Here is a 15,564-nt window from a genome sequence, read left to right as displayed (position 1 = left end):
CGCCTGGTGCGGATGCTGACCGCCGTCGTCGCGACGCCGGATCGCGCCATCGGCGAGGTCGAGCTGCTGGCTCCGGCCGAATACCGCCAGGTCGTCACCGACTGGAACGCCACCGCGCACCCGATCGACCCGGCCGCCACGCTGGTGTCGATGTTCGAGGCCCAGGCGCTGACCAGCCCGAACGCGACCGCCCTCACCTTCGAGGGGACGAGTCTGTCCTACGGCGAGTTCGCCGCGAAGGTGAACCGCCTGGCCCGGCATCTCATCGCCCAGGGCGTCGGCCCGGACACCATGGTCGCGCTCGGCATGCGCCGCTCGCTCGACCTGGTGATCGGCATGTACGCGGTGAGCGTGGCCGGTGGCGCGTACGTGCCGCTGGACCCCGACCACCCGGCCGAGCGCACCCACTACGTGCTCGAGACCGCCGCGCCGATCTGCGTGTTGACCACGGCCGCGGACGACGTCGACGCGGGCTCGACGGTCGCGCTGCGGATCGAGAGCCTGGACCTGTCGGGGTACTCCGCGGCGCCGGTCACCGATGCCGAGCGCCTCGCCCCGCTGCGTCCGTCCAATACCGCGTATGTGATCTTCACGTCGGGTTCGACGGGTCGTCCGAAGGGTGTCGCGGTCAGCCACGGCGCGATCGTCAACCGTCTGGTGTGGATGCAGGCGGCTTACGGTCTGACCGGCGACGATGTGGTGTTGCAGAAGACTCCGGCCACGTTCGACGTGTCGGTGTGGGAGTTCTTCTGGCCCTTGCAGATCGGCGCGCGTTTGGTCGTCGCGAAGCCGGATGGTCATCGTGATCCGGCGTACCTGGCCGAGATCATCGCTGCCGAGGGCGTCACCACCGCGCACTTCGTGCCGTCGATGATGTCGGTGTTCGTGGCCGAGCTGGCCGAGTCCGCCGCCGTGGCGCTCGCCGACGGCTCCGCCGCCGCGAGCAGCCTGCGCCTGGTCTTCGCCTCGGGTGAGGCGCTGCCCGCGCCGACCGCCCAGCGGCTGCGCGCGCTCACCGGTGCGGCCCTGCACAACCTGTACGGCCCCACCGAGGCCGCGGTCGACGTCACCTTCCACGAGGTCACCGACGCCGACACCACCTCGGTGCCGATCGGCGCCCCGGTCTTCAACACCCAGGTCTACGTGCTGGATTCGCGCCTGCACCCGGTGCCGGTCGGCGTCCCCGGTGAGCTGTATCTGGCCGGTGTCCAGCTGGCGCGCGGCTATGTCGCGCGTCCGGACCTGACCGCCGACCGCTTCGTCGCCGACCCGTTCGGTGCCGACGGCGCCCGCATGTACCGCACCGGCGACCTCGTCGCCTGGACCGAGCACGGCGAGCTGGAGTACCTGGGCCGCACCGACTTCCAGGTGAAGCTGCGTGGTCTGCGCATCGAGCTGGGTGAGATCGAGTCGGCGCTCACCGCGCTGCCGTCGATCGCGCAGTCGGTCGTGGTCGTGCGCTCCGACGATCGTCTGGGCGACCAGCTGGTCGGGTATCTGATTCCGGCTGTGTCGGATCGGCGGCGTTCCCTTGACCCTGCGGGGTCACGCTCCGCTACCGCCTCCGGGCCTAGCGGTCACGCCGCGGAAGGTGCGAGCATCGACCTCGATGCCGTGCGCACCGAGCTCGGCGGCGCGCTGCCGACGTACATGGTGCCCACCGCGTTCGTGATCCTGGAGGCCTTCCCGCTCAACGCTTCCGGCAAGCTGGACCGCAAGGCGCTGCCCGCGCCGGTGTTCGAGGCCAAGGTGTTCCGCGCGCCCTCGACCCCGATCGAGGAGATCGTGGCAGGCACCTTCGGCGACGTGCTCGGGGTGACCCGGGTCGGCGCCGACGACGACTTCTTCGAACTCGGCGGCAACTCGCTGCTGGCCACCCAGGTCACCGCCCGCATCGGCGCGGCCCTGGACACCCAGCTCTCGGTGCGCGACCTGTTCGAGGCGTCCACGGTGTCCGCGCTCGCGGCCCGCGCCGAGCACAACGCCGGCTCCGGCCGGACCCGCCCGCGCCTGACGGCGGGGGAGCGGCCCGCGATCATCCCGCTCTCGCCCGCCCAGCAGCGCTACTGGTTCCTCAACCAGTTCGATACCTCGACCTCGGCCGTGGACAACATCCCGCTGGCCGTGCGCCTCACCGGCGAGCTCGACGTGCCCGCGCTCGAGCAGGCCATCGGCGACGTGTTCGCCCGGCACGAGATGCTGCGCACCACCTACCCGCGCTCGGCCGACGGCCCGCACCAGGTGATCCTGCCGATCGCGCAGAGCCGCGCCGTCGTCCACCACATCGAGGTCGACGAAGCCGATCTGCTCGGCACCGTCATCGAATTCGCGATGACCACCTTCGACGTCACCGAAGAGGTGCCGCTCAAGGTCGCGCTGTTCCGGCTCAACGAGACCGACCACGTGCTCGCGTTTACCGTGCACCACGTCTCCGCCGACGGCTCGTCGATGGGCCCGCTGGCCCGCGACATCATGGCCGCCTATGTGGCGCGCGTGCAGGGCGAGGCCCCGCAGTGGGCGCCGCTGCCGGTGCAGTACGCCGACTACGCGCTGTGGCAGCGCGAGGTCCTCGGCGACGAGACCGACCCGGAATCGCTGGCCGCCAAGCAGGTCGCGTACTGGAGCAAGGCCCTGGCCGACCTGCCCGACCAGCTCGAGCTGCCCGCCGACCGGCCGCGCCCGCCCGCGCAGTCGTTCCAGGGCAAGGCGATCCGCTTCGAGATCGACCCCGTGCGCCACGCCGCGCTGCACGAGCTGGCCAGGGCCAACAACGCCTCGCTGTTCATGGTCGTGCACGCCGCCCTCGCGGTACTGCTCGCGCGACTGTCGGGCACCGACGACATCGCCGTCGGCACCCCGATCGCGGGCCGTGGTGAGCGCGAACTCGACGACCTGATCGGCATGTTCGTCAACACCCTGGTGTTCCGCACGGCCGTCGACCCCGGCGCCACCTTCGCCGAGCTCCTCGCCGACGTGCGCGAACGCGATCTGGAGGCCTTCGCCAACGCCGACGTGCCGTTCGAGCGCCTGGTCGAGGTGCTCAACCCGGTGCGCTCGACCGCGCGCAACCCGCTGTTCCAGGTGGGCCTGTCGTTCCAGAACCTGGCCGACACCACCTTCGAACTGCCCGGCCTGACCGTCAGCGCCGTCGACTACGACTCGCAGCTGGCCAAGACCGACCTGCACGTCACCCTCTACGACCGCTACACCGACGACGGCGCACCCGCCCAGCTGGTCACCGAATTCGGTTACGCCATCGACCTGTTCGACGAGGCCACGGTCCAGAGCTTCGCCGACCGCTTCGTGCTGGTGCTCGACGCCGTCGCCGCCGACGCGTCCGTGCCGGTCGGCGACATCGACCTGCTCACCGAGCAGGAAGCCGCGCAGATCGTCACCGCGTGGAACGACACCGCGAACGCGATCGATACCGACGCCACCCTGGTGTCGTTGCTCGACGCGACCGTGGCGGCGACGCCGGACGCCGTCGCGCTGGTCGTGGACGAGCCGGAGTCCGACGTGAGCACCGAGGGCGCCGGCTCCGCAGCGGGCGCCGCCGGCGTGGCGGGCACCCGCGTCGCCGGTGGACGCCGCGAGCTGACCTATGCCGAACTCGACGCCGAGGTCAACCGCCTTGCCCGGCACCTGATCTCGCTGGGTATCGGCACCGAGGACCGGGTGGCGCTGGCCATCCGCCGTTCCGCGGAGCTGATCATCGCGATGTACGCGGTGGCCCGTACCGGTGCCGCCTACGTGCCGATCGACCCCGATCAGCCCGCCGAGCGCACCGATTACATCCTCGAGACGGCCGCGCCCGCGATCGTGCTGACCACGGCGAACGCCGAATTCAGCACGGCGGCGGCCGACGTGCTCGTCCTCGACGAGCTCGATCTGAGCACTGTCAGCGCGGCCGCGATCACCGAGCGCCGTGGCGCCCTGGTGCCCGCGAACACCGCGTACGTGATCTTCACCTCCGGCTCGACCGGCAAGCCCAAGGGTGTGGCGGTCTCGCACGGCGCGATCGTCAACCAGCTGCTGTGGGAGACAGCCGAATTCGGTATCGGCGCCGACGACGCGATCCTGCTGAAGACGGCCGCGACCTTCGACCTCTCGGTGTGGGAGTTCTGGACCGCCGCCGTCGCCGGTGGCCGCCTGGTGGTCGCCACCGCCGACGGTCACCGTGACCCGGCCTACCTCAACGACCTGATGCGGGCCACCGCCGTCACCACGCTGCATGTGGTGCCGTCGATGCTCGACGCGCTGCTCACCGAATCCGGTGCGGCGCTGCCGCGCACGCTGCGCCGGGTGCTGGCGATCGGTGAGGCGCTGCCCGCGTCCACCGCGCAGCGCTTCCGCACCGCCAACGCCGCCGAGCTGTTCAACCTGTACGGCCCGACCGAGGCCGCGGTCTCGATCACCAGCCACGCGGTGACCGACGCCGACCAGGTGTCGGTGTCGATCGGCGCGCCGGAGTGGAACAGCCGGGTCTACGTGCTGGATTCCCGCCTGCGGCCGGTCCCGGTGGGTGTCTCCGGCGAGCTCTACCTCGCCGGTGCGCAGCTGGCCCGCGGCTACTACGGCCGCGCGGACCTGACCGCCGACCGTTTCGTCGCCGATCCGTTCTCCGCGCTCGGCGAGCGCATGTACCGCACCGGTGACCTGGTGGCCTGGAACGCCGACGGCGAACTGGACTACCGGGGCCGCACCGACTTCCAGGTGAAGATCCGCGGCTTCCGCATCGAGCTCGGCGAGATCGAGGCCGCGCTGCTGCGCCAGGACGGCATCACCTCGGCCGCGGTGCTGGCCCACACCGATCCGGTCGTCGGCGACCGCCTGGTGGCCTATGTCGTGGCCGGTGGGGAGTTCGACAAGCTGGCCCTGCGCACCGCGCTGGCCGCCGAGCTGCCCTCGTACATGGTCCCGACCGTGTTCCTGCGCCTGGACGCGCTGCCGCTGAACGCCAACGGCAAGCTGGACCGCAAGGCCCTGCCGGAGCCCGAGGTCGAGAAGGCCGTGTTCCGCGCGCCGGTCAGCCCGAGCGAGCAGCTCGTGGCCGCCACCTTCGCCGAGGTCCTGCGCCTGGGCGACCAGCCGCGACCGGCGGGCCAGGAGGCGGTAGCGAAGCGTGACCACGCAGGGCACTCGGGCACGGCTGAATCCGGCACAGTCAAGCGCTTCGGCCTCGACGACGACTTCTTCGCCTGGGGCGGTAACTCGCTGCTGGCGACGCAGGTCGCCGCGCGCCTGGGCGAAGCACTCGACACCCGTATCCCCGTGCGCCTGCTGTTCGAGGCGTCCACGGTGTCGGCGCTGGCGCAGCGGATCGAGCAGCACGCCGAGACGGGTGATCGCAAGGCGCTCACCGCCGGTCCGCGCCCCGAGCACATCCCGCTCTCGCTGGCCCAGCAGCGCATGTGGTTCCTCAACCGCTTCGACACCCAGTCGGCGGCCTACAACGTGCCGGTCGCGGTCCGCCTCACCGGCGACCTCGACGTGGCCGCGCTGCGCGCCGCGATCACCGACCTGGTGTCGCGCCACGAGATCCTGCGCACGGTTTACCCGCAGACCGAAGCCGGTGCGGCACAGGTGATCCTGTCGCCCGCACAGGCCGCGCCGGAGCTGATCGAGCGCACCGTGGCGGCCGACGAGATGGAATCGGCCGTCGCGGAACTGATGTCGACCATCTTCGACGTCACCGTCGAGGTGCCGCTGAAGGTCGCGCTGTTCCGCGCCGAGAGCACCGACGCGGAACCGGCCGCGCCGGGCGCGGTCTTCGGGCCCGCCCGCACCGTCTCCGGCGACTTCGTGCTCGCCATGGTCGTGCACCACATCTCCGGTGACGGCTCCTCGGTCGCCCCGCTGACCCGCGACCTGATGACTGCCTACGCGGCCCGCTCCACCGGTCAGGAGCCCGGCTGGGCACCACTGGCCGTGCAGTACGCGGACTACAGCATCTGGCAGCGTGAACTGCTCGGCAGCGAGGACGATCCGGACTCGATGGCGGCCAAGCAGGTCGCGCACTGGAAGCAGGCCCTCGCGGACCTGCCCGATCAGCTCGACCTGCCCGCCGACCGTCCGCGACCGGCGGTGCAGACCTTCGCCGGCAGCAAGGTCGACGTCCAGATCGACGCCGACACCCACCGCGCGCTGGTCGAGCTGGCCCGCGCCGAGGGCGCGACGCTGTTCATGGTCGTGCACACCGCCCTCGCGGTGCTGCTGGCTCGTCTGTCCGGCACCGACGACATCGCCATCGGCACCCCGATGGCCGGTCGTGGCGAGGCCGCCCTCGACGACATGATCGGCATGTTCGTCAACACCCTGGTCTTCCGCACCAAGGTGGACGGCGGCGAGGCGTTCACCGAGTTGCTGGCTCGCCAGCGTGAGGACGACATCGCGGCGTTCGCCAATGCCGATGTGCCGTTCGAGCGTCTGGTCGAGGTCCTCAACCCGGTCCGCTCCACCGCGCGCCACCCGCTGTTCCAGGTCGGTCTGTCGTTCCAGAACCTGACCCGCGCCACCCTGGAACTGCCGGGCCTGACGGTGTCCGGCCTGGACATCGACTCCCAGCTGTCGCAGTTCGACCTGCACCTGATCGCCACCGACCGTTACGGCGACGCCGGTGAGCCCGAGGGTATTTCGGGCATCTTCACCTACGCCACCGATCTGTTCGATCACGCCACGGTCGAGGGCTTCGTCGAGCGGTTCGTTCGCCTGCTCGGCGCGATCGTCGCCACTCCGCGCACCACGGTCGGCGACATCGAACTGCTCGCACCGGCCGAACGCGCCCAGATCCTGGACGCCCGCAACGCGACCGCCTACCGGGTCGACACCGAGGCCACCCTGGTCTCGCTGCTCGACGCGTCGGTGGCCGCCGATCCGAAGTCGACCGCCCTGGTCACCGACGACGGCGCCCAGCTGACCTACGCCGAACTCGACGCGAAGGTGAACCGCCTGGCGCGGCATCTGATCTCGCTCGGCGTCGGTCCCGAGGCCCGCGTCGCGCTGGCGCTGCGCCGCTCGGTGGATCTGATCGTCGCCATGTACGCCGTCGCCAAGTCCGGTGGCGCGTACGTGCCGGTCGACCCCGATCAGGCGGCCGAGCGCACGAACTACATCCTCGAGACGGCGGCACCGGTCTGCGTGCTGACCAACGCCGAGGCCGAGTTCGACACCGCGGTCGCGCCGCTGGTGCGGATCGACGAGCTCGAACTCGACGAGGTCGGCGCCGCACCGGTTTCCGACGCCGAGCGCATCGCACCACTGCGGCCGGAGCACACCGCGTATGTGATCTTCACGTCCGGCTCGACCGGTCGCCCGAAGGGTGTCGCGGTGCCGCACGGCGCCATCGCCAACCAGCTCCAGTGGAAGCTGATCGAGTTCGGCATGGACGCCGCCGACGCGGTGCTGCTCAAGACCGCCGCCACCTTCGACCTCTCGGTCTGGGAGTTCTGGTCGGCCGCCGTCTGCGGTGGTCGCCTGGTGATCGCCTCGGCCGACGGCCACCGCGATCCGGCGTACCTGAACGAGCTGATGTCGCGCGAGTGGGTCACCACCCTGCACGTGGTGCCGTCGATGCTCGACGCGCTGCTTGCTTCGGGTATGCCCGATTCGCTGTGGCGGGTGCTCGCCATCGGTGAGGCGCTGCCGGGTTCGCTCGCGCAGCGGTTCCGCACCGCGTTCCCGCGCACCGAGCTGTTCAACCTGTACGGCCCCACCGAGGCCGCGGTCTCGATCACCTCGCATCGGGTGAACGCCGCCGATCAGGGCTCGGTCTCCATCGGTGGGCCCGAGTGGAACAGCCAGGTGTACGTGCTCGACGCGCGGCTGCGCCCGGTGCCGGACGGCGTCGCGGGTGAGCTGTACCTCGCGGGCGCGCAGCTGGCCCGCGGCTACTTCGGCCGCCCGGACCTGACCGCCGACCGCTTCGTGGCCAACCCGTTCACCCCCGGTACCCGCATGTACCGCACCGGTGACCTGGTGGCCTGGCACAACGGCGAGCTCGACTACCGCGGCCGCACCGACTTCCAGGTGAAGATCCGCGGCTTCCGTATCGAGCTCGGCGAGATCGAGGCCGCGCTGCTGGCGCTGCCCGAGATCGCCCAGGCCGCCGTCATCGCCAAGTCCGACCCCCGCACCGGTGATCGCCTGGTGGCGTACCTGGTGGGTACGGATATCGATGTGGCACAGGTGAAGTCGACGCTGGCCGCCGGGCTGCCGTCGTACATGGTGCCCGCCGCGTTCGTGGTCATGGACGCGCTGCCGCTCAACGTCAACGGCAAGCTCGACCGCAAGGCGCTGCCGGAGCCGGAGTTCGAGGCCCAGGCGTTCCGCGCGCCGTCCACCCCGATCGAGGAGATCGTGGCCGGCGTGTTCGCGGACGTGCTCGGCGTCGATCGCGTCGGCGCCGACGACGACTTCTTCGCCCTCGGCGGCAACTCGCTGCTGGCCACCCAGGTGGCGGCCCGCCTCGGCGCCGCCCTGGACAGCCGGGTGCCCGTGCGCCTGCTGTTCGAGGCGTCGACTGTCGCCGGTCTCGCGGTGAAGGTGGAGCAGGGCGCGGGCGCCGGTGGGCGACGCGCGCTGGTCGCCGGACCGCGTCCGGCGCAGGTGCCGCTGTCGCTCGCGCAGCAGCGCATGTGGTTCCTGAACCAGTTCGACACCAGCTCCGCGGTGAACAACATCCCGGTCGCCGTCCGCCTGACGGGATCGCTGGATGTCGAGGCGCTGCAGCTCGCGGTCGCCGACGTGCTGGCCAGGCACGAGACCCTGCGCACGGTGTACCCGTCGACCGACGGCACCCCGCACCAGGTGATCCTGCCGGTCGAGGGCAATGTCCCGGATCTGACGCCGGAAACCGTTGCACCCGAACAGGTTCGCGACAAGATCGCCGCGCTGATCTCCGCCGGCTTCGACGTGCTCGACGAAGTTCCGTTGCGCGCCGAGCTGATGCAGGTCGCCGATGACGAGTTCATCCTTGTCTTCGTCGCCCACCACATCAGCGCCGACGGCTGGTCCATGGGCCCGCTGACCCGCGACGTCATGGTGGCCTACGCCGCCCGCGCCGCCGGGGAACGCCCGGGCTGGGCGCCGCTGCCGGTGCAGTACGCCGACTTCAGCATCTGGCAGCGCGAGGTGCTCGGCTCCGAAGCCGACGCGACGAGCCTGATCTCCCAGCAGGCCGACTACTGGAAGCGGGCCCTCGCCGGCGTCCCCGACGAGCTGAACCTGCCGCTGGACCGGCCGCGTCCGAGCACGCAGTCCTTCGCCGGTGGCCGGGTGCTGTTCCCGATCGACACCGAGATCCACGCCGGACTCTCGGCCATCGCCCGCGAGCAGAACGCGACGCTGTTCATGGTCGTGCACACCGCGCTGGCGGTGTTCCTGGCGCGCATGTCGGGCACCGAGGACATCGTCATCGGTACTCCGATCGCCGGTCGTGGTGAGGCCGAACTCGACGACGTCATCGGCATGTTCGTCAACACCCTGGCACTGCGCACGCAGGTCGGCGGCCAGCTCGTTTTCGCCGAGCTGCTGGCCCAGGCCAAGGAAGCCGACCTGGCCGCGTTCGCGCACGCCGACATCCCGTTCGAGCGCCTGGTGGAACTGCTCAACCCCGAGCGCTCCACCGCGCGGCACCCGCTGTTCCAGGTGGCGCTGTCGTTCGAGAACCTGCCCGACGCCGGCTTCGAGCTGCCCGGCCTGTCGGTCTCGGCCGTCGACTTCGACGTCGACACCGCCAAGTTCGACCTGCTGCTCACCGTGCGTGAGGCGCAGGCAGGCGACACCGGCGCGGCCGGCGCCTACGCCGAGTTCTCCTACGCCAGCGATCTGTTCGACCAGTCCACGGTCGAGAAGTTCGCGCAGCGCTTCCAGCGCCTGCTCGCCGAGGTCGTCGCCGACACCACCACCCCGGTCGGCGATCTCGAACTCCTCGACGCGGTCGAGCGGACCGAACTGCTCACCCGCACCGGCGGTCCCGCCGCGTCGACGAGCACCCTGCCCGAGCTGCTGGCCCAGGCCGTCGCGACCAACCCGGACGGGCAGGCGATCGTCGCGCCCGGCGAGCCGGTCGATGCCGGGTTCGCCCGCGCGCTCGCCATGGGCAGCTCCGGCGACGAGGACGCGCTGGCCGGCACGGCGGTGTCCGCGCTGACTTACGCCGAGCTCGACGCGGCGTCCTCGCGCCTGGCCCGGGTGCTCATCGCCCGGGGCGCGGCACCGGAGACGGTCGTCGCCATCGCTATGCAGCGTTCGCTGGACACGACCCTGGCCATCTGGGCCGTGATCAAGTCGGGTGCCGCGTTCCTGCCGGTCGACCCGAAATACCCGGCCGAGCGCATCGCGCACATGATGTCGGACTCCGGTGCGGCACTGGGCATCACCGTGTCGGCCGAGGTCGACCATCTGCCCGCGCCCGCGCTGGACGAGTGGCTGGTCCTCGACGACGCGGTGCTGCGGGCCGAGGCCGGCAGGCAGCCCGCCGCGCCGATCACCGACGCGGACCGTCGGGGCGCCGTTCGCTCCGGCAACACGGCCTACATGATCTACACCTCCGGCTCGACCGGCCTGCCCAAGGGCGTCGTGGTCAGCCACACCGGTGTGGCCAACTTCGCCGCCGCCCAGGTGGCGCAGTTCGGGCTCGGCTCCGAGGCGCGCACCCTGGCGTTCGCGTCGCCGTCGTTCGACGCGTCGATCCTCGAGTTCCTGCTCGCGGTCGGCTCGGCGGGCACGCTGGTCATCACGCCGGTCGGCGTGGTCGGCGGCGAGGAACTGGCCGAGATCATCGTGGGCCAGCAGCTGACCCACGTGTTCCTCACCCCGCTGGTCGCGGCGTCGATGGAACCCGCGGCACTGGCCGGACTGGAAGCGCTGATCGTCGGTGGCGACAAGGCCCCCGTCGACCTGGTGGCGAACTGGCACAGCGCGGGCACCGACCCGGCGCACCACCGGTTCTACAACGCCTACGGCCCGACCGAGGCGACCATCGCGACCAACCTGTCCGACCCGCTGCTGCCCGGCGACACCATGAACATCGGTGGGCCGATCGCGGGCGCGACGGTGTTCGTGCTCGACAACCGCCTGCGCCCGGTCCCGGAGGGCGTGGCCGGTGAGCTGTACCTGGGCGGCGTCGCCCTGGCTCGCGGCTACCACGCGCGCCCCGGCCTCACCGCCGAGCGCTTCGTGGCCAGCCCGTACGCCGGGTCCGACGGCGAGCGCCTGTACCGCACCGGTGACGTCGTCGCCTGGCGCACCGTCAACGGCCGGTCCGTCGTGGAGTACGTGGGCCGCAACGACTTCCAGGTGAAGATCCGTGGCTTCCGTATCGAACTGGGCGAGATCGACGCGGTCCTGACCGCGCACGACGACGTCGAGTTCGCCGCCACCATCGGCCGCACCACCGACGCGGGCGCCACCATCCTGGTGTCCTACGTGCGGGCGGCCCCCGGCGCGGCCGCCGACCCGGCCGCGCTGGTCGAGTACGCGGCACAGCAGCTGCCCGCGCACATGGTGCCCGCCGCCGTGATGGTGCTCGACGAGATCCCGCTGACCCCCGCGGGCAAGCTGGATCGTCGGGCCCTGCCCGAGCCGGTCCTCGCTCCGCGCGAGTTCCGCACGCCCACCAGCGAAGTCGAGGCGATCATCGCCACCGTCTTCGCCGAGGTGCTCGGCGTCGACGCCGTCGGCCTGGACGATTCGTTCTTCGCCCTCGGCGGTGACTCGATCCTGTCCATCCAGCTGGTCTCCCGCGCCAAGGATCGCGGCGTGCTGTTCAAGCCGCGCGACGTGTTCGAGAAGCGCAGCGTGGCCGGCCTGGCCGAGATCGCCGTGCTCGCGGGCGATTCCGAGCAGATCGTGCTCGAGGAACTGCCGGGCGGCGGTGTCGGTGACATCCCGATGCTGCCGATCATGCGCCAGATCCTGAGCAGCGGCTCCACCTACGACCGGTTCTCCCAGTCGATGGTGCTGCGCCTGCCGGAGAACATCACCGAGGAAGTCCTGCACGCCACCATCGGCGCGGTCTTCGACCACCACGATGTGCTGCGTTCGCGGGTCGCCCGCGCGGAGCGACCGGCGGGCCCGGAGGGGGCAGCGGGGCGTCACCACGCAGGGCACTCGGGAGCGGAGCAATCCGACACCGCTGCCGAGAACGGCTGGGTCTTCGAGGCATTGGCGCCCGGCGAGGTCGACGTGACCGCGCTGGTGCGGCGCGTCGAGGTGGCCGGCGAGGTCACCGACGAGCAGCTGTCCAAGCTGGCCAGCGTCGAATACGACGAGGCCATGGGCCGACTCGATCCGGCGAACGCCGCCATGGTGCAGTTCGTCTGGTTCGCCTTCGGTGAGAACGCCGACGGCCCGCGCCGTCGCGACGCGCTGCTCATCGTCGGCCACCACTTCGTGATCGACGGCGTCTCCTGGCGCATCCTGATCCCGGACCTCGGCATGGCCTGGGGCCAGATCGCGGCCGGTCAGCCGGTGACGCTGCCCGCCAACGGCACCTCGATGCGGCGCTGGGCGCACAGCCTGGTCGAGCAGTCGACCGAGCGCCGCGCGGAACTGCCGTTCTGGCGCGAGGTCTCGGCCACCGCCGATCCGCAGCTGGGCGCACGGGCGTTCGACCCGCGGGTCGATACCTTCGCCACCGTCGACCGGGTGCAGGTCACCCTGTCGCCGGAGGTCACCGACGCGGTGCTCACGGCCATCCCCGGCCTGTACCACGGTGGGGTCAACGACGGTCTGCTCACCGCGCTGGCCCTGGCCGTCTCGCGGTGGCGCGGTGACGAATCCGGTACCGCGGCGCTGATCAAGCTGGAGGGCCACGGCCGCCAGGAGGAGATCGTCGCCGGTGCCGACCTGTCGCGCACTGTCGGCTGGTTCACCACCGCCTTCCCGGTCCGCCTCGACCTGGCCGGTGCGGACCTCGACGATGCCTTCGCCGGCGGCGCCGCGCTCGGTGCCGTGATCAAGTCGGTCAAGGAGCAGATGCTGGCCGTGCCCGACAAGGGCATCGGCTACGGCATGCTCAAGTACCTGACCGGTGAGGGTGCCGATCTGCCGTCCGTCGGCCAGATCAGCTTCAACTACCTCGGTCGCGCGACGGCGGGCGAGATCCCCGCCGAACTCGCCGAACTCGGCTGGGTGCCGGTGGCCGACCTGGGCCAGCTCGACGCCGAGATGGACCTGGACATGCCCGCCAACGCGACGCTGGACATCAACGCCATCGTCAACGACGGCGACGAGGGCCCGCAGCTGGGCGCGAACATCGCGTTCCCGACCGGGCTGCTGACCGCCGACCAGGCCCAGGAGTTCGCGGATCTGTTCGTGGCCGCGCTCACCGCGCTGGCCACCCATGCACAGCGGGTGGACGCGGGCGGTTTCACCCCGTCCGATATGCCGCTGGTGCGGGTGGAGCAGTCCGATATCGAGCTGTGGGAAGGCCATTACCCGGCGCTGTCGGAGATCTGGCCGCTCTCGCCGCTACAGGCGGGCCTGATGTTCCACGCCATGCTCAGCTCGGCGACCGTCGACGTGTACACGGTGCAGGCCGTCCTCGACCTGACCGGCACGCTCGACACCGAGCGGCTGCGGCGCGCGGCCCAGGCCGTGCTCGACCGGTACCCGAACCTGCGGACCGCCTTCGTCACCGACTCGGCCGGGCAGCCGGTGCAGGTCGTGATGTCGGAGCTCGAGGTGCCGTGGCGCGAGGTCGACCTGACCGACCTGCCCGCCGACGAGCGGCTGCCGCGCATGCAGCAGCTGCTGGTCGCCGACCGCGCCGACCAGTTCGACATGGCCACGGCCCCGCTGATCCGCTTCGGCCTCTACAAGACCGACGAGGGCAAGTCCCACCTGGCGATCACGGTGCACCACATCCTGATCGACGGCTGGTCCATGCCGCTGCTCATGCGCGACCTGCTGGTCCTCTACGCGGTGCACGGTGACCTCACCGCGCTGCCGCGCGTGGCCTCCTACCGCAACTTCCTGTCCTTCCTCTCGGGCTGGGATCGCGAAGTGTCGTTGCAGGTCTGGGCCGAGGCGCTGGCGGGGGTCGAAGGCCCCACCCAGCTGGCGCCCGCGCCGCGCACCGAGGAACGCTACGAGCTCGGCAAGGTCATCGTCGAGATCGACGCCGATCGCACCAGGGCACTCGGCAAGTTCGCCGGTGAACTCGGTGTCACCGTGAACACGCTGCTGCAGACCGCGTGGGGCATCGTCGTCGGCCGCCTCACCGGGCGCGACGACGTGGTGTTCGGCGCGACCGTGTCCGGCCGCCCGGCCGAACTGCCCGGCGTCGAGTCGATGGTCGGCCTGTTCATCAACACCCTGCCGGTGCGAATCCAGATCGACGACCGGATCAGCGCGGAGGAGTTGACCAAGCGGGTCCAGGCCGAGCAGGCCGACCTGCTCAGCCACCACTTCGTCGGTCTGTCCGACATCCAGCGGGTGGCGGGCGCTGGCGCGGCCTTCGACACGCTGCTGGTGTTCGAGTCGTACCCGATGGACAAGGACGCAGTCACCGCGGCGAGCTCGATCGACGGCATGCAGGTCACCGGTGTCGGCCTGGACGACGCCACCCACTACCCGCTCACGCTGGTGGTGATGGCCGAGGCCACCATCGAGATCACCATGCGCTACCTGCGCAGCACCTACACCGAGGACGAGGTCCGCACCCTGTCCGCCCGACTGCTGCGGGTGCTCGACGAGCTGCTCGCCAACCCGACCGGCCTGGTCGGCGACATCGACATCCTCGACGCGGGCGAACGCGCGCAGTTGCTCGCCGAATCCGGGGTGACCGCGGCGGTGTCGGCTCCGGTCGCCACGACGGGTGTCGGCGCGCAGACGGTGGCCAAGGTGCTCGCCGAGGTCGTCGAGGCGGATCCGCAGGCCCCCGCCCTGCTCCGCGGCGACAGCGAAATCGCCTACAGCGCATTGGATCGCAAGTCCTCGCAGCTGGCCCGCGTGCTCATCGCGCGCGGTGCGGGCCCCGGCGACATCGTCGCGATCTCGCTGCCGCGCAGCGTGGACTCCGTGCTCGCCGCCTGGGCGATCCAGAAGGCGGGCGCCGCGGTCCTGTTCGCCGGCGAACTGTCCGGTGTCGAGATCGCCGCGACCGGCGCGGCCTACGGCATCAGCGACGCCCCCGTCGCCGGTGTCGCGGGCGAGTGGCTGATCCTGCCCGACGTGGACGCCGAGATCGCCGCCGCCGCGGCGCATCCGGTCTCCTACGCCGACCGGGTCCGCCCGCTGTCCGAAGACCACCCGGCCTTCGTGCTGCCCGCGGCCGAGGCGATGTCGACGCTCACCCAGAGCGCCGCGCTCGCCCTCGCCGACACCCTGCGCGAGACCCACGGCATCGACTACGAGTGCACCACCTTCACCACCCACGCCTCCGGCCCGGCGGCCATCCAGGAATTCCTGGCCGCCGTCACGGCGGGCGCCCTGTCGGTCCTCCCCGACGGCCCGGTCGCCGACGACCTGGCCGACGGCGAGGTCACCCACTGGTTCGTCGCCTCCGGCGACCCGACCGAGGCGGCCGACGGCGAAGTCACGGTGATCGTCGCCGAGTAG

The 15,564-nt window shown here is 71.2% G+C and carries 1 protein-coding gene (running past one end of the window); it reads left to right on the top strand.

What is annotated here, in order from left to right; all coding sequences use genetic code 11:
- Positions 1–15,564: the 3' portion of a non-ribosomal peptide synthase/polyketide synthase gene (locus V8688_RS09885; RefSeq protein ID WP_342800665.1), read on the top strand. Its footprint begins 26,808 nt before the window's first position; only the last 15,564 of its 42,372 coding nucleotides appear in the window; the start codon falls outside the window, past its left edge; its stop codon occupies positions 15,562–15,564.

Origin of the sequence: Nocardia sp. No.11 (assembly GCF_038752175.1) — a bacterium.
Taxonomy (GTDB): domain Bacteria; phylum Actinomycetota; class Actinomycetes; order Mycobacteriales; family Mycobacteriaceae; genus Nocardia; species Nocardia canadensis.
The sequence above is the reverse complement of the archived record's forward strand: the minus strand, read 5'-3'. Positions and strand labels throughout refer to the sequence as shown.